Origin of the sequence: Pseudoalteromonas sp. SCSIO 43101 (assembly GCF_023650775.1) — a bacterium.
Classification (GTDB): Bacteria; Pseudomonadota; Gammaproteobacteria; order Enterobacterales; family Alteromonadaceae; genus Pseudoalteromonas; species Pseudoalteromonas apostichopi.
In genome coordinates, this window is the sequence record NZ_CP072673.1 from 2,588,175 (window position 1) to 2,609,576 (window position 21,402).

A 21,402-nucleotide genomic window follows, 5' to 3' on the forward strand; every position below is an offset into this window, starting at 1 on the left:
AATCTAGTCAGTTATTAATAATTTAAGCCGAGACTTTAATGAGAAAATGGACACTTCCTCTGCTGTCATTAATCGTATTAGCAGGCTGTACCTCTGTCAGCAAAGATGAATGTTTGCAAGCCAATTGGCAAGATATAGGTTATAAACATGGTGCTGATGGAACGGAATATCACGATGGGCTAGATGCATTATCGCAATGCGGCGAATATGGCGTTAGTGCTGATATTGCTGAATATAAAGTGGGGTACGATCTGGGTCTGGCTGTATATTGTGAGCCCGAAAATGGTTTTACCCTTGGCATACAAGGGGTCTCTTACAATGGGGTATGTAACAGCACCGCTTTTCGTAAAGCATGGCAAGAAGGAAACGACAGATATCAAGTACAGCAAAGGCTGGCATACATAGATGACCGAATTGACGATATTGACCGGCGCTTAAAAGATATTCGCGCTGAGCTTAATAGCAATCAGCTCGATAATGGCCAACAAAAAGAGTTGTATAGAGAACGAAAAGATTTAGAACATGAACGCAAAGATTTACGCAAAGAGCGCGCATTGTTACCTCTTTTAAATAAACTACCTAGTGTCGAAATATCAACCCAGTGGTGAGGCTTTATGTTTAAGCTTCATCTGATACATTTGCTCGTCAGCATTGGCGAGTAACTCTTTCGCGTTTTTACCATTCTCTGGGTAAAGCGCGATTCCAAAACTAGCACTGACAGGCACTTTGGTTGCGTAGCGCTTTGCTACGTCCTCAACCGCTTTTTTGCAACGCTCAGCAATGTCTTGGCAAACCAAATGTTTCGATAAATTCGGCAATAAAATGACAAACTCATCGCCCCCAATGCGGGCTAATATATCCTTATCACGTAGCTGAAGTGAAAGCTGCTCACTGATTTCAAGAAGTAGATTATCGCCCTGCTCGTGACCAAAGGTATCGTTCACCAGTTTAAAGTTATCAAGGTCTACATAAATCAATGAAAACCAATTTTCTTCACTTGTCGCACTAAGAGTAATTGAATGCAACTGGATATCTAAACCACGACGATTTAAAAGCTTAGTGAGTGGGTCTTGATTAACTAATTGAGCAAGTAGCTGGCGCTTTTCTACAGCTTGCGAAATATCATCAAATGCCCCAATGAAATGACTAATATGGCCATGTTCATCATACAATGCATCGATAGTTAACAGTTCGGGAAATACTTCACCCGTTTTACGCTTGTTCCATACTTCACCTTGCCAGCGGCCACTCTTTAAGAGAACTTCCCACATCTGTACATAGAACTCTTTTGGCTGCTGATTAGCTGAAAATACGGATGGATTTTTTCCGATGACATCCGATTTTTTAAACCCGGTTATCTGCTCGAATGCAGGATTAACATCCACAATTTTAGGCTCTGCCGTTGTAATCAAAATACCGCGACTAGTTGTTGAAAAAACCGCTGTAAGCAGTTGTATTTTCTCGTTCCTTTTTACTTCTTCTGAAACATCTTCGATATAACCATTCCATTCAACGCTTCCATTCACACGGGCTATGGGTGACGATTTTCCTTCAACCCAAATCACACCTTTTTTTGGGTGATTAACTCGGTATATCTCGTGCCAATCACATAATTCTACTCGTGATTTTTCAATGCTTTTAACAACTCGGGCTAAGTCATCAGGGTGAATAATCTGCATAATTAAATCTGCAGATTTTTTTATTTCATAAGCAGTACAGCCATAGATATCAAAGACTTTTGAACTAGCAAAAGGAAAACATGCCTTACCGTTTTTATCGACTACATACTGATAAACAAACCCGGGTAAGTTATCAGTAAATTTTTGCAACTTGGCATGTAAAAAATCAATTTCACGCTCTTTTAACCACTGCTCAGTAATATCGATATGAACACCAAGCATCCACTCTGGATTACCATCTTCATCCCAACTGTGCACCTTTCCTTTATCGAGCACCTTAACCCAATGTCCCTGTTTGTGTTTCATGCGCGCTTCACAGATATAGCGCTCTGACTCCCCTTTGAAGTGAGCATGTAAAAGTTGTTCTGATTTTGGCAAGTCGCCTGGATGAGCATAGCTGAGCCAGGTTTCAATTGAAATTGGCGATAACTCTTTCAGTGTATAGCCGATAATGTTCGCCCATTTATCATTGAAAACAGTTTCGCCTGTTTTTACATTCCAAAGCCAAATTCCCGCATCACTACTGTCGAGAATTAGCTGAGATAGGTCAAAACCAAGCTGCGATTTTATCGCATCATACCCTTCACTAAATACCATAATTAGCCTTGTTAACTAGGCCTTTCAAAATTAAAGCAAGCCTTAATTATTATTCTAGTTAACAAAATAAAAAATACTAAAAATCCGTGAAGAATATTGATCTAACACAGGCTATGAAGATATCGGCCAATCCACCTCATTGACACTATCCACACTGTTTGTAATTGTTTGCTCTCCTTGCCATATATCAATATAACGAGCCAAGGGGTCATATAGCGCTGTTTGCTTATTGATATGAAAATGCCGCCCGCCTCTAGGATCAACACCGACGCCCGCAATATATTGCCAATTCCCCCAGTTCGCAGCCACATCATAATCTATGAGTTGTTGTTCGAAATAGGCCGCGCCATAACGCCAGTCAAGAGCAAACTCATTAACCAAACAGCTTGCCGCAATTTGCCGCGAACGGTTAGAAATATAGCCTGTCGCATTAAGCTCATGCATTATTGCATTTACCAAAGCAAATGGTGTGCACCCTTGGCACCACGCATTAAAACGGTGACTGTTAAAAGTGGTCAGTGGCGCACTGTGCTTTAACCCGTTAAAGTGGAAAAGTTTTGCGCCAATTTGCATTGCGTGCCATTTAAAGTATTCGCGCCAAAGCAATTCAAACTTTATCCAATAACTAGATTCATTAGCACCGTTTTGCAATTCATATATTTCAACTTCTCTGTACAGCTGTTTTGCGCTAATTTCGCCACCAGCAAGCCATATACTAAATTTAGTACTATTGCTAAAACCGTCTAACTCATTACGTGTTTCTTTATAACTGCTCGGCGCTTTTGACGAAAAGTACTGACGACAATGTTGTTGGGCAGCAATTAAACCACCTTTAAAACTACCTGACCTAGTTGGAGCATCATCAACAGTGTTCTCAGGGCATAGTTGTACGGGATGAGGTAAGTAACTTACAGGCTGCAGCGGCGCTGCTATAAATGTTGACTCTGCTTCTACCTTTTTACGAAAGGCTGTAAAGTTTTTAGGTAGGTTATCAAGTTGGAATGGCAAGTCACTTGCTTTAAACAAGGTATCTTGCTGATAGGTTTTCACTGTTACTTGAGGGCATAATGCTTTGATTTTGCCAAGCTGTTTTTGCTCATAAGTACCAACCTGCTCAGTACAAACCAATGCTTCAATTTCATATTTTCGCAAACGCTGAGTTATAACTTGCTCTGGCTCTCCGGTGATCACATGTAGAGTTTGCCCAAGCTTCTCAAGCTCTTTTGCAAATGCAGCTAGACTCTCAAGTAAAAAGTTGTACTTGTGCGTGCCATACGGTTTTGACTGAAAGTTAGTTTGCCTAAACCAGCGTGGTTCAATCACATACACTAAATCTAGCTCGCCGTTAAACTCAGCTAATTCAGATAAAATTTCATTGTCGACCAAACGTAAGTCATTTTGCAGCCAGTATAAAACACGCTTTTTCATTATTTACTCTACTAGAAACTTTAAAAACACATACGTAAGCCGACCATTTAAAGATTAACTTCGCCATAATGAGTTAGCACACGGCTTATTAATCAATACCTTATAATATTCAATAAAGTTTAAGTTTTAGTTAAGTTTTTCTTAAGTTAGTGATTTTATGCTGAGAACTGTAAAGAATTTAAAAGGTTGATAAAGCAAACAAGCTGCGTCTCCTTCGTATTTAGTAGGCATAATAAAGATGAATAAAATAACACCTGTTTTATTATTAACATGCACTGCTACAGGGACAGTATACGCAAATGAACCTTTAAGCTTAGACGTCGTCTGTGAAGTAAAAAGTAAACCAACTGCTGAGTTAAGCGAAGAAAAAGATATCACTGTTGATAAACTCAACATTGATACACATACGATTTTTGATCCAAATGATCCTGAAACAACCGCTCTACATCGCTTTATAAACTGGCTGCACATAGATACCAAAAACAAAGTTGTCAGTGAGCAAATTACCTTTAAAGAAGGCGATCTAGTCAGTGAGCGTCAACTGCAAGAAGCAGAGCGTATTCTACGCAGCAAAAAGTACTTAAGAGATGCCAAAGTTAGCTATACAAAAGACTGCCTTGAAGATGAACCACGCGTGGTACAAATAGATACGTGGGACACGTGGAGTTTATTACCAACTATTAATTTTGGCCGTAGTAGCGGCAATAACAAATACAGCTTAGGCTTTAAAGAAGAGAACTTTTTGGGGTACGGGATCCGCGCATCATTAAAGTATAAATCAGATCACGAACGCTCAGGCTATCACTCTGTGCTGCAAATGCCGGTTCCTTGGCAGCCTCATGCGACCCTCACTTTACAAGCTGATGACTACGATGACGGGCAAGTCTTTTTAGTGGATTATCATCAGCCTTTTTATCAACGTAGTAGTGACGCACTGATGCGCTACTTTGCCAAGTCACAAAAACAAAAAAGCTATATTTATCAAAATGGACTGACTCGTTCAGAATTTTTCACTGATGAATTAATCGCACAGTTCGCCTATGGTGGAATTTTGTCACAGGACAGAGAGCAAACCTTTCACTGGCTAGCTGGGATTGATTACGAAGATGTTAGTTACCGCCCTTTCGATACAAAACCTTTCCCCGCAGGTCTTAGCGATTACAGTATTGCTGCGCCGTGGGTCGGATTACATTGGTTAGAAGACAACTATACTGTTTTACAGGATATTGACCTCATAAACCACAACGAAGACGTTAACCTAGGCTGGGAGCTAAACTCAAAGTTTGCTATAGATACCGTTAATTTGGGGCAAGGATTTTTGTTTGATACTAATCTCACCAAAGCTTGGTTTAACAATAACACTTTGTATCGCTTTGCCACGGGTATCAAGGGCAATATAGGTACTGAGCTTGATGACCGCTTTGCTATATATTCAAAAGCACAAATGAACTATCGCTGGTCAGATGCATTTGCCTTTTATGCTCATGTAAATGGTCATTGGCAAAACCATGAGTTTGCAGAGAAACCGCTGGCTGTTGGCGGTGAAGAAGGCATGCGAGGCTTTCCAGAAAGTTACCAACATGGTACTTCAAGCGTACAAGCAACTGCTGAGCTAAGAATGTACCCAAACATCAATCTATATCAGTTTGTGGATGTTGGCTTTGTCGGTTTTGTCGATGTAGGGCAAGCATTCGGCAGCACTGAAACGGCGAATATTTCAGATTCAATGCTAACCAGTGCTGGTGTGGGTATTCGTCTATATTCATCGCGTTCAAGTAACGATAACGTTATACATATCGACTTTAGTTCGCCTCTTGGCAGTTATCAAGATGTTGATTCGTGGCAAATAGGAATGTCAGTAGAAACAACCTTTTAAGCATCTTGTTCTTTACTCATAAGTTCCCCCATGCGCTCGATTAGCTCTTGCTCTGTGAGGTCTTCTTTATGCGTTGCAATATTCCAGATATGACCAAATGGATCGGCTAAAGTCCCCAATCTGTCACCATAAAACTGATCATGTACCGGACGTAACTCTTTTGCACCTAACGACAACGCTTTAGCAAAGACAGCATCGACATCCTCAACATAAAGCATCATATTTACAGGGGTGCCACCAAGCTGCTGTGGAGATTTATATTCCATTTCAGGGTAAGCATCAGAAAGCATGATGTAGGAGTCACCTATTATTATCTCGGCATGTGCAACCCCTCCGTCAGGCATAGGCATTTGCATTACTAGCTCAGCAGCAAACGCCTCTTTGTAAAATTCAATAGCTTTAGAAGCGCCTTCAATAATCAAATACGGGGTGACCGCATGAAAACCTTTAGGAATTGCAGAAACAGCCATGTTAAACCTCAATGTTTAATGTTTGAGCTATAAAGGTAGCAGCTGTTCTGCATTTTCACTTTATATATTTACTTAGATAATGGATTTGCAAAATCAGGTCTAGGTAGCTTTTCAAGAATGGCGTATAAATAAATCACGACTAGGCATAACCCTCCCGCAACAAAGAACAAGGTTGGACCACCGTAATAATCTAAAATTAAGCCACCACCGAGCGGTGCAAAAGCAAAACCTAAATCATAAAACGAAGCTGCGCCAAAGTACGCACCACGAAGGTGTGATGGCGCGAGTCTATCAAGGTGAACATTCATAGTCGGAAATAAAATAGTCTCAGCCAAGCTCATGACCACTATCGCACCTATCCAGCCCCAGAACAGGTCTATCGGATTGAGTGCCAACCAAAATTGCGACCCCATTAAAAGTACCAAACCGATTTGAATACGCACTGTTAAGTTAAATCGCGCCATCATTCTCAATAGCAAAAATTGACTTGAAATAATCACCATCGCATTGGTAAAAATCAGCGCAGAAATCAATGCAAGTAAATCAGGAGCTTCTGCACGAGTCAGGTATTGTATTAGTGAACTATCCATTTGCGCGTAAATAAACATGCACAAAATATTGGCTAAAATTAAACATTGCAACAGCTTATCAGCAAACAAAATGCGCAATAATTGCTGGCCCTTTATTTCTGGACTTTTAGTTTCAACCTCGTCGGCTGCGGCGCTGTTTTTTGACGCTTTATCACTAACATTGAAACCCCAAACAAGTAGTACTAACAAGATAGCAAATGCGCCTGCGGTAATATAAAAACTTGACTGCTCGCCTGTTAAACCCAGCCATACGCCTGCTAATGGACCAACCGCACAACCCACATTAACAATAAAATACAGCGATTGCATGGCAAGCTCACGAGTTGCAGCATCGTCAATAATATCACCAATTGCAGCGCTGGTTAATGGCCGCCAAAGCGCGGTAGCAATCGAACATAAGGTCATCACAATCACATAGCCTGCCACTGTTTCAACCTCAGCCAACAACGAGAAAGAAATGATATACAACACGCCTGTAATATACATCAGTGTATGACGACCGACTTTATCTGAAAGGCTGCTGCCAATAAAGCTGGTGAACACTGAAATTATGGCAGCACTGGAAAGCACCAAACCGACCTCTGTCGCCGTTAAAGCAAATTTTTCGTACAAGATAACTGCTAGAAATGGCCAAACCATATAATAGCTGCCACGGGTAATAAACGAGCCGAATAAGAAGATCCACATAAGAGAAGGAAACTGCTTAAAGCGCGCTAAAGAGATATCCGAATTCATTGTTTTAATTTTTATATTAATAATTAAAACACTATACAGGAGGTGAACCTGTCATGGGTATTTAATCTAAATCTAGTTTGTAACACCGTATTTACTGGCTAAAAACTCAACTTAATCATAAATACTGTAAATTGAACCCAAAACACCTTAATCTAAATAAGAATAGTTATTGATTGTATTTTTAATTTCTGTAGTATACCCGTCGTTCCTTAAAAGGATAACCAACAAAAAGAACTGGAAATCTACAATGAAATCAATAAAACCAAGTTTACTGGCCCTTGCCATAGCAACACATTTTTCAGCCTCAGCTGACGACGCTAAGCCTAAACAAGATATGGAACGCTTAGTTATTACAGCAACCGGCTTTGAGCAAAAAGTTACTGAAGCACCTGCAAGTATTTCAATTATCACTAATGAAGATATTAAGTCTCATGCCTTCACCTCAGTACTTGATGCTGTGCAGTATTTAGAAGGTATCGACATTGGCACAACCCGTGATAAAACAGGACAAGGCAGTGTGAGTATGCGTGGTTTAACAGGTGAATACACCCTGTTACTTATTGATGGTAAACGCCAAAATAATCATGGCGACATTTACCCAAACAATTTTGGTGGCAACGCGTTTAACCACGTACCACCGGTTGATGCCATTGAACGCGTTGAAGTAATTCGTGGCCCTGCATCAACACTTTATGGTGCAGATGCGCTTGGCGGTGTAATTAATATCATCACTAAAAAGCACACTGACAGCTGGAGCGGTGCAGTGTCTTTTAGCCGTTCATTACAGCAAAACGATGATTTTGGTGATGACATTACCACTGACTTTAGTGTGATGGGTCCGCTGATCAAAGACGTATTAAGCTTAGGCGTACGCGGTAGTGTTTACGAGCAACAGGCATCATCACCGACATTTGAACCAGCTACCGACCCTAATGGCGTTGTTCATGTTCGCTCTTTAGGTTTTGGTAGTGGTGGGCGTACTGTTGATAACACTAATGAGCAGTATGGTATTACCCTAACTTATACCCCGTTTGATTCTCATCATTTACGCTTTGATTATGATAACTCAAGTCAAGTGTACGACAACACACCAAGCTACAACATTGAATCAGGCACCATTACTTACCCACTTGGCACAAAAGATAATATTGAATCTATTTGGCAAGATCGTCGTGGCCAAGTAAACCCGCGCGCAGGCTATGCTGCAGACCAAGAGTTTGATCGTGAATGGTGGTCACTAAGTTACGATGGAGAGCTTAACTGGGCAACGGTGAAGGCCTCTGTTTCATATGTTGATACGCAAAACAATGGCCGTACTTTACCGCTAAGTGTAAGCGAACGATTAGAGCTGCAAGCTATGTACGATGGTACTGGCGAATACGAGGGAATGGACGAGCAAGCACGTAAAGACTTAGCTGAAGAAACTTTCTTACCACGCCCTACTCGCCCGCTAGAAAGCAGCCAATATACGTATGATTTACGCTTTGATATTCCTATCACTGGCAGCTTTGGTAGCCATAACCTTGCAATTGGTGGCCAGCTTATCGATGGTGAGTTAAAAGACGGTGTATTTGGCCTTGAAAGTGACCAAGCAGGTCAAGTGCAAGAGCAAAACATGTACTCGCTATTTGCCGAAGATAACTGGATGGCAACTGACAACTTTACCTTTACATTAGGCGCTCGTTACGATGACCATGATGTATTTGGCAGCCAAGTATCACCACGCGTTTATGGTGTATACAACATATCAGACACTTGGACGATAAAAGGGGGTGTCAGTACGGGTTATAAAACACCTCAAACAACTGACCTTTACGACGGTATCACCGGATTTGGTGGTCAAGGCACAAGCCCATTTGCGGGTAACCCAGATTTAGAACCTGAAACAAGTGTGAACTCAGAAGTTGCACTTTACTGGACTTCGCTTGATGGTGATCACAACATTAATGTGACTTACTACAACACCAAGTTTGAAGACAAAATTGCCCGCGGCGATACTATTTTAAGCTGTGAGCAAACTAATGATGTGCGCCCATGTGTGAACCTAGGTCAGTACGATCAGCTTGGCTACGATAGCTACAGCCAAAAGATCAATATCGACGAAGTAGACTTGCAAGGTGTTGAAATTGCAGGTCAATACACTATCACTAAAACAGTGTCTGTTAACGGTAACTACACGTGGACTGATAGCGAACAAAAGAGCGGTCCTGAAGAAGGTCAACCATTAACTAACTCAGCTGAGCACATGGCAAACCTTACCCTAAACTGGGAAGCGACTGACTTTATGAACTTATACCTACAAGGTGTATATCGTTCAGACCGTTACCGCGGTTGGGATAACGTGCACGACAAAGCGCTATATTACAAAAACTACAACCTACTTAATTTAGGTGCGCAGTTTTATGTAAATGAGTACGTGCAAATCAATGCCCGTGTAAACAACCTATTAGACGAAGATTTCACCTCATATAGCACGAGCTATACCGACCTAAATGGCGATGGTGAGTACGAATACCTAACAGGTCGCGGTGTAGTTAGCGAAGTCACATTCACAGACGACTACAACGTTAAAGATAAAGGCCGTAATTTCTGGATTGGCGTTACCGCTTACTTCTAAGAAAACTCCCTGAAAATAGGCAGCACGTAGTTAGATGCTGTCTATTTTTCCTACTGTCACTAAACTGCCAACTTCACCTACTATGCTTATGATACCTGCGTAAGCTTATTTGTCAGCCTATGGAACATACCCTTACAGCCAGCGGTATCAGTATTAGTTATCAAGATGAAGGCGATAAAAATGCGCCGGTGATCATCTTAATTATTGGCTTAGGTGCTCAATTTACCGTTTGGCCAGAGTCGCTTTACTTTGGCTTGGTCGAAAAAGGCTTTCGGGTTATTCGTTTTGATAATCGCGATGCAGGGCTATCCACATCGTTAGATGAGTTAGGTAAGCCAAGTCTTGTAAAGCACTGGCTTAGCCGCCGATTACCCATTCGTGCAAAGCTGCCCTATTCGCTCGATGATATGGCTCGCGACGTAAAAGAGTTAATGGATGCTCTTAATATCAAAAAAGCACATTTAGTGGGTGCTTCTATGGGTGGTATGATTGCCCAAATTGCCGCAGCAAAATATAAAAAGCGCGTGCTGAGCTTAACCTCTATTATGTCGAGTAGTTCGCCCTTATCGTTTTCGGGTTCAAACATAAACCTACTAGTAAAGCTCGCAAAAATACGCCCCCGAAGCAGTAATAAGGAAGCCGCGATTGATTACAATGTTAGGCTAAACCAACTCATTGGCAGCCCAGCCTACCCACAAGATGAACACGCTTTATACGCCAACGCCGAGCGTTATATAGCGCGTGCCCACACTAATCAAACGGGTTTTAAACGTCAGCTTGCAGCCATTGCCGCAACACCCTATCGCGAGCAACTTTTAAAGAAGATTAAAGCCCCGACGTTAGTGATCCACGGCAGTGCTGATCCTGTCATGCCATTGTCTGCTGGTATCAACACCGCACTGTTAATAAAGCGCAGTAAGTTAAAAGTTGTGCCTGGTATGGGCCATGATTTTCCGCCCGCTTTAATGAAAAAAATGACTAAATGGATTGCTAAACACGCACATAAAGTCAGTGCCAAAAAAGCCGCTAAAAATAAAGCTCTCAATACTTAAAGTCGCTAATTTTGGCTGTGCTGATGAGCACTTACTCATATAGGGTTTTCTATTATTCATTAATGATAAATTAGAGTCATAAAAAAGCCACTTCGCAGTGGCTATTTTAAATAGGCTTTAATTAAACGCTAAACTGATGCCATGGGCCTGTTATAGCAAGTGTTTTTGAAGGTGAGTAAACGTTCACAAATAAAGTGCTACCATCTGGTGAAAAACAGGCTCCAGCCAGCTCGGTTTGCGCCACTAAGCGGGCAAAATTATAAACTTGGCCTTGGGGTGTCACACCACGAAGATGATTATCAACCACATCGGTGTATTGGTCTTCACAGACAATTAAGTGACCATTAGGTGACACGGTTAGGTTATCGCCAAAGTTGTAGAGGGTTTTGCTGGTACTTTCGACAAACAACGAGATTTTACCTGGTTGCTGTGCTTCTTTATCTGTGCCCTCAAATTCTGATGGCTGATATTTCATAACCTGACCAAGTTGTTTTTTACCGCCATTGGTACAGCAGAAATAAAGTTCTTTATCACCCCAGTGAATACCTTCACCGCGAGCAAATAGTGCCGCACCTTGTTTGTATCCGCGCAGGCGTAAGTCGTCTTTCGGGCTTTCAGGGTTATCTAAATTGACCCACTCAACCTCAAGCTCTTGATGTAGCCCCATGGCTTTATTATTCCAGTTGCGGCTATCGAATTGTGGCTTACCTTTTACCACCATAGCTTGTAATTGCCCGCCTTTATGCAGCTTGCCATATTCCTTTGGAATAAAACGATAAAAGACGCTATCACCTTTATCTTCAGTTAAATAAACAATGCCGGTGCGCGGATCAACAGCAGCCGCTTCGTGGTTAAATCGACCCATGGCTTTTAATGGCTCAGGTTTAATTAAGCCTTTGCTATTTGCTGGTACTTCAAAAATATAACCATGGTCTTGGTTAAATCCATCGGCTTTGGTATTTGTAGTTTCTTCGCACGTAAGCCAGGTGCCCCATGGCGTAATACCACCAGAACAATTACGAATAGTTCCGACCAATGACAAGTATTCTTGCTCTTTTTGATGAGTTTTTAAGTTATAAACGATATGACTTGTGCCACCCGGTAACGCCACACCGTCACTGTTAGTATCAAAAGCCAGAGGCGTTTTATGGTTGGCAATACTTGCTTCGGCTTTCGCTAAATCTTTTGGTTTTAACTCATGGTTTCGCACTAATGCAACATGGTCATTACCAAGCGCTAGGCAGCCCATACCATCGGCTTTATCGGGTACCGTAAACCCATCAGACATTTTCTCACCTAGGCTTGAAACTACTTGATAACTAAAGCCCTCGGGTAAGTCGAGCAATTTATCTGGATCAGGAATTAACGGACCAAAGCCCACAGCCGTTGTTTTTAAATCACCTAACGACACTTTACCTATGGCACTTTTTGATAATCCTAAAAAGGCTAATGTGCCCGCCCCTACTAAAAATTCTCGACGTGAAACCATGCTACCTCCAAGCTAAAAACCAGCTTTATCATACAAATAAAAAAGGCATTATAAAGCAATGAAACGATAAAAAGTTACATTATCACAATATTCACGAAATTGTCATAAAGCTTCTTATACCTGATAGTACCCCGCAGCATTAAAAACAATTGATCTACGCTTGATATAATTGCGAATAATTTATAATCTCATGATGCTTTTATCATACAAGTAAACCGCTTAAACTAAGACTTAATGTATTTCTAAGAAACAACTATGTTACTAAAATCAAAAACATTTATTGCATTCTCATTGGCGCTTTTAAGCTTTAGCCAACACGCCTTTAGCTTGCAGTTTGGCAGTAAAGTCGACAGTGACAAACTCATTAAAATTTCGACGGTTATGGCCACGCCAGACGATTACCTAGCAAGTCCAATTACTGTAGAAGGGACTATCACAGGGGTTTGCGAAAAACGTGGTTGCTGGATGACGCTTGCATCAGACAAACGCTTTGAAAACTTACGTATCAAAGTTGAAGATGGCGACATGGTATTCCCGATGACGGCTAAAGGTAGTAAAGCTATCGTAACCGGTAAGCTCGATAAAATTCAGCTTAGTCTAGGCCGCACTAAAGCGCTACTTGCTCACAAAGCGCAGCAAGCCGGCGAAAGCTTTAATGCAAATTCAGTGACTGAAGCCATTGCTATTTATCAGCTTGTTCCGAGCGGAGTTGAAATCATTGAGTAACAAATCAAGTATCAACTGGTTTAAGTTAAACAGAAACTTACACCGCGATATTGGTTATTTTTGTGTTGGTTTAGTGATTATCTTTGCGGTTTCTGGCATTGCAGTAAACCACAAAGATGATTGGAACCCAAACTACCAAGTAAGCCACCAGCAAATCAATGTGAGCGATGAAACTTGGCAATTAGATAATGACGAGTTGCTGATTGAACAAATTATTTCCCATGCTGATGTAAGCGAGCCGGTAAAGGCTTCTTATTGGGCGTCGCCGCAAGAATTTAAAGTGTTTTTAAAAAACGGTAACAACCTCAGCCTGAAACTCAATAAAGATATCATAAGCTATGAAGCCATTGAGCCTCGCCATGTGATTCAAGCATTTAACCGCTTACACTTGAACGAAACAAACGCTTCGTGGGTGATTTTTTCTGATATTTTTGCTGGGCTGCTGCTGTTTTTAGCAATCAGCGGCTTGTTTATGATCAAGGGTAAAAATAGCCCATGGGGCAGCCGCTCAGTATTAGTCATTAGCGGTATGCTGCTCCCTGCTGCTTATGTGTTTTTATAAGCTAAAGTTTCCTGTTGCCATTCTCGTAAAGAGCAATGGCAAGATTATTTTCAATTAATTTAATCCTCATCCACTTTTTGACACAGCTTTTTTAAAATAACTATTCGCAGAATCCTCACTTTGCTTAAGCATTTTATAGCAGCTCAAAGTGTGTTTACTTAGCTCTTAAAACCTCTCACCTACCTATTATAGTTTTCTTAAATGTTGGCTTTATTGCTTTTATTTGTGAGCATTTTCATCGAAAAAGCAAAAGAACGCTACCAAATAGAACCTAAAAGAGGGACTAATTTAGTTATAATCTTTGATCTGATTACAATTATTTATTACTAGATAAACTTAAAAATAAAACACCTTTAACCTATAAAAGGTAATTAAATTGTAAAGTAAATTAATGATTTATTATTATTGATATTGAGAATCACTATCATTACGATCCCGATTCAAATTAACCGAGAAGGAATTGAGTCGTGAATCAATTAGCCCCCGTGCTTAATGCTCATTCATCAATAAACGTTGATGAACAGCCCCATGCGTTTATTTTTAACGAAAATAATTTACTCAAATATGAGATGGCTTCAATGCAAACAATGTCGCTCATCCATCAAGCGCTGCGTTCTGCAAAACAAGTTCATTCTGGCGTCTGCCACAAAGAGCTCAGTAAACAAATAGCCAGAGTAGAACTAAATCAACCTCTCAATAACGTTGAGCAAGCGCTAAATGAAGTAAAATCGTTGTATTTAGATCATGCTGTCTACTTTCATCATCCAAAATATGTTGCCCATCTAAACTGCCCCGTTGCTTACCCCGCGGTGATAGCCGAACAGTTATTAACTGCTATAAATTCTTCGTTAGACACCTGGGACCAAAGTGCTGGCGGGACGCTCATTGAGCAAAAGTTAATTGACTGGAGTATCGAACGCATTGGCTTAAGTGCTGCTGCCGATGGCATATTCACAAGTGGCGGCAGTCAATCTAATTTAATGGCATTGTTACTTGCTAGAGACCATGCAGCAGAGCGCTTATCAGGGCACCTTATTCGCGATTTTGGTTTAGGTCCAGATGCTCATCGCTACCGTATTTTTTGCTCTGAAGTCAGCCATTTTAGTATTCAAAAGTCAGCCGCTTTACTGGGCCTTGGCTATAACGCGGTTGTTCCTGTTGCTGTTGATAAAGAGTTTAAAATAGACCTAGCCGCACTTGATGCAGCAATTGATGAATGCAAAGCACAAGGCAATATTCCGATAGCGCTTGTTGCTACCGCAGGCACAACTGACTTTGGTTCAATAGACCCTATCGATAAGCTAAAAACGCGTTGCACAGCTGATAATTTATGGCTTCATGTCGATGCAGCTTATGGCTGTGGACTACTTGCCGCTGATGATCACCGTCACTTACTCAATGGCATTGAACAGGCTGACTCGGTGACGTTAGATTACCACAAATCATTCTTACAACCTGTCAGTAGTAGTGCATTTATTGTTGCTGATAAAAAACAATTTAAACATTTAACTCATCATGCTGATTATTTAAATCCGTTTAACGACAACCCACAAGCAGCGCCAAACCTTGTTGATAAAAGCATTCAAACTACTCGCCGTTTTGATGCCTTAAAACTTTGGCTAACTTTACGCATTATGGGCCACGAACAGATTGGCAAAGTGTTTTCTTCTGTTATGGCATTAGCCCGTAGTAGTTATGTGGCACTCAAACAAGACTCTGAATTTGAGCTAATTCATCAACCTGAACTGAGTACCTTAGTGTTTCGCTTTAACGATAAAAACCTCAGTGATGAGCAATTAAACCTGCTTAATTATCAAATTAAAGATGAGCTATTCAAACAAGGTGAGTGTGCCATTGCTCGCACCAAATTCAGAGGCATCAACTACTTAAAGTTCACGTTACTTAACCCAAATACACAGATTGAAGACATTAAAAGTATTGCAGCTGATATTAAAGCCTGCGCCTACAGCATCAAGGCACGTCTAAAAGTAGAGGAAACTAGCTATGAATAAAGTATACGATTTAATTGCTGTAGGTCTTGGTCCGTTTAACCTCAGTTTGGCATGTTTAGCTGAGCCAATTGAAAAACTTGATTCGTTATTTTTAGAACAACGTGATGAATTTAATTGGCATCCAGGGCTGATGCTCGATGGCGTTACATTACAAACACCGTTTATGTCAGATTTAGTTACATTGGCAGATCCCACTAATCCATACAGCTTTTTAAACTATGCGAAACAACAAGGTAAGCTGTATCAGTTTTATATTCGAGAAAGTTTCTTTTTACTGCGCGAGCAATACAACCAGTATTGCCAATGGGCAGCAAGCCAATTAAGTAACATACAATTTGGTCATAAAGTCATTCATAGCCAATTTGATCACACCAAGCAGCTCTATGTACTCACTGTCGAATCAGCAAAGCAAACTAAAACGCTTTATTGTCGTCACTTGGTACTGGGCACGGGTCCCTCGCCTTATTATCCACCCGCTGTTCAGGCTGAAGATACACAGCTCTGCCATGCCACTGAATATTTGTATAAACGGGATGAATTAGTAAATAGCAAGAGCATCACTGTGATTGGCTCAGGGCAAAGTGCTGCTGAAGTATTTTATGATTTGTTGTGTGACATTAAACAGCATAACTACCAACTCAATTGGGTAACGCGAGCGCCGCGTTTCTTTCCTCTTGAATACACGAAACTCACGCTAGAAATGACCTCTCCTGAATATGTTGATTACTTTTATAACCTAGAACAGACCACCAAACAGGAGTTACTAGCCAAGCAACGTAATTTATACAAAGGCATCAACTCAGAGTTAATTAATCAGATTTATGATCAGCTCTATCAACTTGATATTCAAGGGGTAAACCGCGCAAGGTTATTGACCAACAGCGAGCTCATTAAAAAACAAGGCAGTAAGTTAGTTTTTAGACACAGTGAACAGCAGGCTGAATTTAGCTTACATAGTAATCAGGTCATCATGGCTACGGGCTTTAGTTATCAGCTACCCGATTTTCTAAGTGGCTTAATGAGCGAAATAAATTGGCTAGATAACGGGTGCTTTGCTGTTGAGCGAAATTATAGTATCGACAAGCTGCAAAGGTTGTTTGTACAAAATGCTGAGCTACACAGTCATGGTTTTGTAACGCCAGATCTAGGCATGGCCTGCTATAGAAACAGCCATATTCTGCGCTCAATCTTAGGTTATGCCCCCTACCCTGTTGAAACGCATATTGCCTTTCAAGAGTTTGGTTTACCCGATGTTGTCAACGAAAAACAGAAGCAAATAGCATGAAACGACCCGCATTAAAATCAAGCTTAGTGCTGCTGACGATTATTTCTGTTGTTTGCGACACCATGATTTTGCCCTTTTACCCGCAGTTTTTTAGTGCCCAATTTGGTTTGCAATCAAGTAATCACATTGGTGCCTATATCGCTGTTTGCTGCATCACCGTGATGTGTGCTTTCCCTGTATGGGCGAAAATAGCGCAGCACGTGCACGAACTGTATTTATGGGTGATCACCCAAATAATTGCAGGGCTATTGGGTGTTGCGTGCTTTTACAGCGAAAACGTATGGAGCTTTTGGCTGCTATCACAGCTCATGCTGATATTTAAAGCAAGTTACCTGCTTATTTATCCCTTTGTTCTAAGTATCGAAGAAAAACAACAGCACCTCGGTGTCGTTGCTTTATTTAGCGTGCTTTTACACTTTGGCGGTATTGGCGGTGCTTTATTAGGTGGCTTGATCATCCAAAGTATTGAGCCGCGCTTTTTATATTTAGTGATGGCTGCAGGTGACTGCTTACAGGTTATGCTCTGCTTGTATTTAATTTACTTATTGAATGTAAGCTACAAGCCACGGGAATTAACCGCATCATCAGTAAAACGACAGCGTTTCCCTAGCTACATTATTCGCTTAGGGGTTATATCTATGGGCGTGTACTTCAGCATGTTCTTAGCAACGCCATACTTTACGTTACTTTGGCAACAAGTAAGCGAATTCAGTAATGCACTTTTAGCTGGTGCTGTGTTTGCAATCCCTGCTTGGGTTGCGCTTGTCATTTTGATTACAACCAAAAACAAAGCCGCAACCAATAAGCACAGTAAAACAATCGCATATGCACTTGTATTAAGCAGTATCGGCCTATTTATACAACTTAGCTCACACTGGCAATTGCTTGTGTTCGGCCGTGTTGTATTTGCTATTGGGCTATTTTTACTGACCGTACGTCTACAAGTCATGTTGTTTGCAATGAGCGAACCACGTTTTTACTCAAGCGACTTTGCCAAGCTTCATTTTATGCAAAATATCGGCGTCATCTGCGCCTCATTTTTAGCGGGAGATTTAGTATCTCGCTTTGAACTTAACACGCCACTACTGACGGGCTCTGTCGGCTTTGCCATCACTTTATGTTTGTTTTATCTGCTTTTTTTACGCAACAAACATACCTCAACAGACCCTATTCACAGTTATTAATTTTTAAGAGAACACGACTATGAAAAACATCATTGAAACTCATATCAAGCATGCTTTGCTTGGTGATGTAAAAATCAGAACATTAAGCCCTGAACACGATCTAACAACGATTACCCCTTGGCTTAAACATTCTCAAGCTCAGTTTTGGGGAGCAATGGAACATTCACCCGAAGAAATTTTAGAATTATATACAACACTCAATAAAGATGAGGCTCAACAAGCCTATTTGCTTGAAATAAACCAAACACCGATTGCTTTAATTGAGATTTACAAACCACAAATACTAAAACTTGAGAACCACCTAGCGCTTAAAAATGGCGATTTAGGCATGCATATTTTACTCGCTCCAAAGCAGTTCTCTGTGGCGGGGTTTAGCCTTGCTGTTATGCAGTCGGTGTTAGAGTTTATGTTTAATACTCTCTCATGTGAGCGAGTGATTGTGGAGCCAGATATAGCCAATCATAAAATTCACCACCTTAACTTAAAGGCAGGTTTCAGCCATCATAAAGTTATAAATTTAGGTGAGAAAACCGCATTACTTGGTAGTTTAGAAAAAGATCACTTTAATTACTTACAGCATCTTTCGTCTCGCTTCGACACTTCACAGCAAGGTCCCGCAGTGCAACAAGCAACGCCATCTTGCAGTAGCTCACATCTAGACCAACAAGCGTGGCAATACGCAAACCATTTACTGATTGCCAAAATGCTCAGTGAGTTTTATCACGAACGACTATTTAGCTACGACAGTGAAAAACCAAACCATTACGTGTTGCATACCATGGGTGGGCAAAGCTATCAGTTTAAAGGTGAATCAATGCTGCTTAATCACCTACAAGTAGATCCAAATAGCATTACTAAAATGGCGCTTAACCACAGCCAGCCATTAGACGCTATCGCGTTTGTACTTGAGTGTAATGACAAGTTAAACATAGACAAATCAATGCTTGGCACCTATCTCGAAGAACTCGCGAGCACACTCAGTGGATTTGCATTTAAATTTAAAAATAATCGCTATAACGCTCAGCAATTAGCAGACGCAGATTTTCAGCTGATCGAAACCCAAATGACCATGGGTCACCCAAGCTTTATTGCCAACAATGGCCGCATTGGTTTTAACTCACAAGATTTTCACCAATATACCCCAGAAGCCGCAAACCCATTTCAAATAATATGGCTTGCGTGCCACAAACAGCATACCACCTTTAAAAGTACCGATGATTATAAATACGAGAGCTTGATAGCCGATGAGCTTGATGTAGCTGAGCGTTTGCGCTTTGAAAAAGCACTAACTGAGCAAGGTTTAAAGCCAAGTGACTATCTGTTATTTCCTATGCACCCATGGCAGTGGTTCAACAAATTAGTCCATGTTTATAGCTATCATATCTCGCAAAAACACATTGTGTGCTTAGGCTACTCGCAAGATAGTTATTTACCGCAGCAATCAATTCGTACCCTATATAACATCAGCAAACCACACAAATGCTATGTTAAAACCGCCTTATCGATTTTAAATATGGGCTTTATGCGGGGCTTATCGAGCGCCTATATGAAAGTAACTCCGGCAATAAATCAATGGTTGTTCGACTTAGTAAACCAAGATAGCTATTTAAAATCACTGAAGTTTCAACCTTTAAGAGAAGTCGCAACCCTTGGCTTTGATGAGCAGTATTACACTCATCCTGCGCTTGGCGATAACCCTTATAAGAAAATGATGGCGGCTCTTTGGCGTGAAAATCCCGCTCAATACATGGACGAGAATGAAAGCCTTGCCACTATGGCAAGTCTGCTTCATATCGATAGCGAAGGCCGATCATTTGTGAGTGCTAAAATTGCCAAATCGGGGCTAAGTGCTGAGCAGTGGCTAGCCCACTACTTACAGGCTTATATGACACCATTGCTACATTGTTTTTATCAGTATGATTTAGTCTTTATGCCACATGGTGAAAACCTCATAGTTCGATTTAACAATCATGTTCCGGTAGGCGTATTCATTAAAGACATTGGTGAAGAAATTGCCTTATTAAATAGTAACATTGAGCTGAATGATGAAATAAAGCGGATTAAGGTAACCATTCCAGAAGGCGTTGCCGTGTTGTCTATTTTTACTGACATTTTCGATTGCTTCTTCCGCTACCTTTCGGCAATTTTAGTAACTGATGGCCTACTGACCGAACAACAATTTTGGCAAGCCGTCGCCGATACAATTGTTCAGTATCAGGCGAATCATCCTTCACTCAAAGACAAGTTTGCTGAGCATGATTTATTTGCTGAGTCATTCCCATTGTCTTGCTTAAACCGCTTACAGCTGCGTAACAATCAACAAATGGTTGATATTACCGACCCAGCTTCAAGCTTGCAGTATGCAGGTGATTTGCAAAACCCTTTGGCGCAATATGCACTTACAAACACAACAGCATAATAATCTTGAGTTAGCCTTACGTCAGCAGTGCTCACTGCTGACGTTCTTAACTCCAACAAACGATGAACAATGGTTTAGCAGTCAATGTTTAACTAGCAAGCAATTAACCGATTTGGCTAACGCTATAAAATTAAGAGGAGCAAATGTTACTGAGGGATATGTCGCAATCAATCTCTACTTACAACTGAACTGGCAAGTTATTTACTTATTAGTAGCCTGTGTAGAGCACCTTGGTTGCATTCCTGATCTGGTCAATATTAAGCAGCGGATAACGGGCTCACATATTTATGGTTTGGCTAATTTAAATATCATGGCTCAACAAGACTCTTTTAATAATGCAGATTTGATTGAACTGGCAGCCAATCACTTAATTGACCACCAGCAAGCTTGGTATAATAACGTGCCATTGCAGTACAGGCTAAATGAAGGATTATTAAAACGTTTACAAAGTGATACTTTCCACGCAGCATTAATAGCTTGCTGGCAAGACAAATCGATAAAATTTATAGCAAAGCGTTTTCAAACTTGGCAAAAGCTATGTGGTAAACATCGCTTTAGTGATCAAAACAATAAGCTAACATTTATGCGTAAAACCTGCTGCTTACACTACCAACTTGTAGCCGCAGATTATTGCGCTAACTGCCCGTTAAACAAAAAAGGCACTAGCCATTGCTAATGCCT

General features: G+C 40.9%; 16 protein-coding genes. 11 read left to right on the forward strand and 5 right to left on the reverse strand.

Features of this window, described 5'->3' with window-relative positions:
* Positions 1 to 38: 38 nt before the first annotated feature.
* A complete protein-coding gene (locus J8Z25_RS12045; RefSeq protein ID WP_250661107.1) occupies positions 39 to 608 on the forward strand; it encodes a DUF2799 domain-containing protein in 570 nt (189 codons plus the stop codon).
* On the opposite strand, the gene J8Z25_RS12050 is transcribed toward J8Z25_RS12045, so the two are convergent.
* Complete coding sequence (locus J8Z25_RS12050; protein ID WP_250661108.1) at positions 594 to 2,276, reverse strand: GGDEF domain-containing protein; 1,683 nt, start codon at positions 2,274 to 2,276, stop codon at positions 594 to 596. The genes J8Z25_RS12045 and J8Z25_RS12050 overlap by 15 nt on opposite strands.
* A gap of 111 nt (positions 2,277 to 2,387) precedes the next feature.
* Entirely contained in the window at positions 2,388 to 3,704 is a 1,317-nt protein-coding gene (locus J8Z25_RS12055) for a DASH family cryptochrome (protein WP_250661109.1), read from the reverse strand.
* A 238-nt stretch (positions 3,705 to 3,942) separates the two neighbouring features.
* Between J8Z25_RS12055 and J8Z25_RS12060 the strand changes: the two genes are divergently transcribed.
* A complete protein-coding gene (locus J8Z25_RS12060) occupies positions 3,943 to 5,580 on the forward strand; it encodes a BamA/TamA family outer membrane protein (RefSeq protein WP_250661110.1) in 1,638 nt (545 codons plus the stop codon).
* On the opposite strand, the gene J8Z25_RS12065 is transcribed toward J8Z25_RS12060, so the two are convergent.
* Positions 5,577 to 6,050 (reverse strand): VOC family protein, encoded by a 474-nt coding sequence (locus J8Z25_RS12065; RefSeq protein WP_130050917.1) that lies wholly within the window; start codon positions 6,048 to 6,050, stop codon positions 5,577 to 5,579. The genes J8Z25_RS12060 and J8Z25_RS12065 overlap by 4 nt on opposite strands.
* Positions 6,051 to 6,118: 68 nt before the next feature.
* Positions 6,119 to 7,375 (reverse strand): MFS transporter, encoded by a 1,257-nt coding sequence (locus J8Z25_RS12070; protein ID WP_130050916.1) that lies wholly within the window; start codon positions 7,373 to 7,375, stop codon positions 6,119 to 6,121.
* Positions 7,376 to 7,622: 247 nt separating this feature from the next.
* Here J8Z25_RS12070 and J8Z25_RS12075 point away from each other — a divergent pair, with 247 nt between their 5' ends.
* Both J8Z25_RS12075 and J8Z25_RS12080 read left to right on the forward strand, forming a co-directional pair.
* The gene (locus J8Z25_RS12075; protein ID WP_167658037.1) at positions 7,623 to 9,992 is read left to right on the forward strand and encodes a TonB-dependent receptor domain-containing protein; all 2,370 of its coding nucleotides are present in this window, start codon (positions 7,623 to 7,625) and stop codon (positions 9,990 to 9,992) included.
* A 119-nt stretch (positions 9,993 to 10,111) separates the two neighbouring features.
* The gene (locus tag J8Z25_RS12080) at positions 10,112 to 11,044 is read left to right on the forward strand and encodes an alpha/beta fold hydrolase (protein WP_250661111.1); all 933 of its coding nucleotides are present in this window, start codon (positions 10,112 to 10,114) and stop codon (positions 11,042 to 11,044) included.
* A gap of 121 nt (positions 11,045 to 11,165) precedes the next feature.
* Here the strand turns inward: J8Z25_RS12080 and J8Z25_RS12085 are convergent, their stop codons facing one another.
* Positions 11,166 to 12,533 carry an alkaline phosphatase PhoX gene (locus tag J8Z25_RS12085; RefSeq protein WP_250661112.1) on the reverse strand — a complete coding sequence of 456 codons (1,368 nt, stop codon included), beginning with the start codon at positions 12,531 to 12,533 and terminating at the stop codon, positions 11,166 to 11,168.
* A gap of 255 nt (positions 12,534 to 12,788) precedes the next feature.
* On the opposite strand from J8Z25_RS12085, the gene J8Z25_RS12090 reads away from it, so the two are divergent.
* From J8Z25_RS12090 to J8Z25_RS12120, 7 genes are all read left to right on the forward strand, one after another.
* Positions 12,789 to 13,259 carry a DUF4920 domain-containing protein gene (locus J8Z25_RS12090; RefSeq protein WP_167658039.1) on the forward strand — a complete coding sequence of 157 codons (471 nt, stop codon included), beginning with the start codon at positions 12,789 to 12,791 and terminating at the stop codon, positions 13,257 to 13,259.
* Positions 13,252 to 13,821: a PepSY-associated TM helix domain-containing protein gene (locus tag J8Z25_RS12095; protein WP_167658040.1), complete on the forward strand. Its 570-nt coding sequence runs from the start codon at positions 13,252 to 13,254 to the stop codon at positions 13,819 to 13,821. Before J8Z25_RS12090 ends, J8Z25_RS12095 begins: the two co-directional genes overlap by 8 nt.
* 467 nt (positions 13,822 to 14,288) lie before the next feature.
* A complete protein-coding gene (locus J8Z25_RS12100) occupies positions 14,289 to 15,833 on the forward strand; it encodes a pyridoxal phosphate-dependent decarboxylase family protein (RefSeq protein ID WP_250661113.1) in 1,545 nt (514 codons plus the stop codon).
* Positions 15,826 to 17,118, forward strand: coding sequence for a lysine N(6)-hydroxylase/L-ornithine N(5)-oxygenase family protein (locus J8Z25_RS12105; protein WP_250661114.1), 1,293 nt, complete (start codon positions 15,826 to 15,828; stop codon positions 17,116 to 17,118). Before J8Z25_RS12100 ends, J8Z25_RS12105 begins: the two co-directional genes overlap by 8 nt.
* Positions 17,115 to 18,302, forward strand: coding sequence for an MFS transporter (locus J8Z25_RS12110; RefSeq protein WP_167658042.1), 1,188 nt, complete (start codon positions 17,115 to 17,117; stop codon positions 18,300 to 18,302). Before J8Z25_RS12105 ends, J8Z25_RS12110 begins: the two co-directional genes overlap by 4 nt.
* A gap of 19 nt (positions 18,303 to 18,321) precedes the next feature.
* Entirely contained in the window at positions 18,322 to 20,721 is a 2,400-nt protein-coding gene (locus J8Z25_RS12115) for a GNAT family N-acetyltransferase (RefSeq protein WP_250661115.1), read from the forward strand.
* Positions 20,696 to 21,397: a (2Fe-2S)-binding protein gene (locus J8Z25_RS12120; RefSeq protein WP_250661116.1), complete on the forward strand. Its 702-nt coding sequence runs from the start codon at positions 20,696 to 20,698 to the stop codon at positions 21,395 to 21,397. Before J8Z25_RS12115 ends, J8Z25_RS12120 begins: the two co-directional genes overlap by 26 nt.
* Positions 21,398 to 21,402: the final 5 nt, after the last annotated feature.

Excerpts from the sequence above, each read along its gene's own strand:
- J8Z25_RS12045 (WP_250661107.1), top strand. The coding sequence starts at position 39 with ATGAGAAAATGGACACTTCCTCTGCTGTCATTAATCGTATTAGCAGGC.
- J8Z25_RS12050 (WP_250661108.1), bottom strand. The coding sequence starts at position 2,276 with ATGGTATTTAGTGAAGGGTATGATGCGATAAAATCGCAGCTTGGTTTT.
- J8Z25_RS12055 (WP_250661109.1), bottom strand. The coding sequence starts at position 3,704 with ATGAAAAAGCGTGTTTTATACTGGCTGCAAAATGACTTACGTTTGGTC.
- J8Z25_RS12060 (WP_250661110.1), top strand. The coding sequence starts at position 3,943 with ATGAATAAAATAACACCTGTTTTATTATTAACATGCACTGCTACAGGG.
- J8Z25_RS12065 (WP_130050917.1), bottom strand. The coding sequence starts at position 6,050 with ATGGCTGTTTCTGCAATTCCTAAAGGTTTTCATGCGGTCACCCCGTAT.
- J8Z25_RS12070 (WP_130050916.1), bottom strand. The coding sequence starts at position 7,375 with ATGAATTCGGATATCTCTTTAGCGCGCTTTAAGCAGTTTCCTTCTCTT.
- J8Z25_RS12075 (WP_167658037.1), top strand. The coding sequence starts at position 7,623 with ATGAAATCAATAAAACCAAGTTTACTGGCCCTTGCCATAGCAACACAT.
- J8Z25_RS12080 (WP_250661111.1), top strand. The coding sequence starts at position 10,112 with ATGGAACATACCCTTACAGCCAGCGGTATCAGTATTAGTTATCAAGAT.
- J8Z25_RS12085 (WP_250661112.1), bottom strand. The coding sequence starts at position 12,533 with ATGGTTTCACGTCGAGAATTTTTAGTAGGGGCGGGCACATTAGCCTTT.
- J8Z25_RS12090 (WP_167658039.1), top strand. The coding sequence starts at position 12,789 with ATGTTACTAAAATCAAAAACATTTATTGCATTCTCATTGGCGCTTTTA.
- J8Z25_RS12105 (WP_250661114.1), top strand. The coding sequence starts at position 15,826 with ATGAATAAAGTATACGATTTAATTGCTGTAGGTCTTGGTCCGTTTAAC.
- J8Z25_RS12110 (WP_167658042.1), top strand. The coding sequence starts at position 17,115 with ATGAAACGACCCGCATTAAAATCAAGCTTAGTGCTGCTGACGATTATT.
- J8Z25_RS12115 (WP_250661115.1), top strand. The coding sequence starts at position 18,322 with ATGAAAAACATCATTGAAACTCATATCAAGCATGCTTTGCTTGGTGAT.
- J8Z25_RS12120 (WP_250661116.1), top strand. The coding sequence starts at position 20,696 with ATGCACTTACAAACACAACAGCATAATAATCTTGAGTTAGCCTTACGT.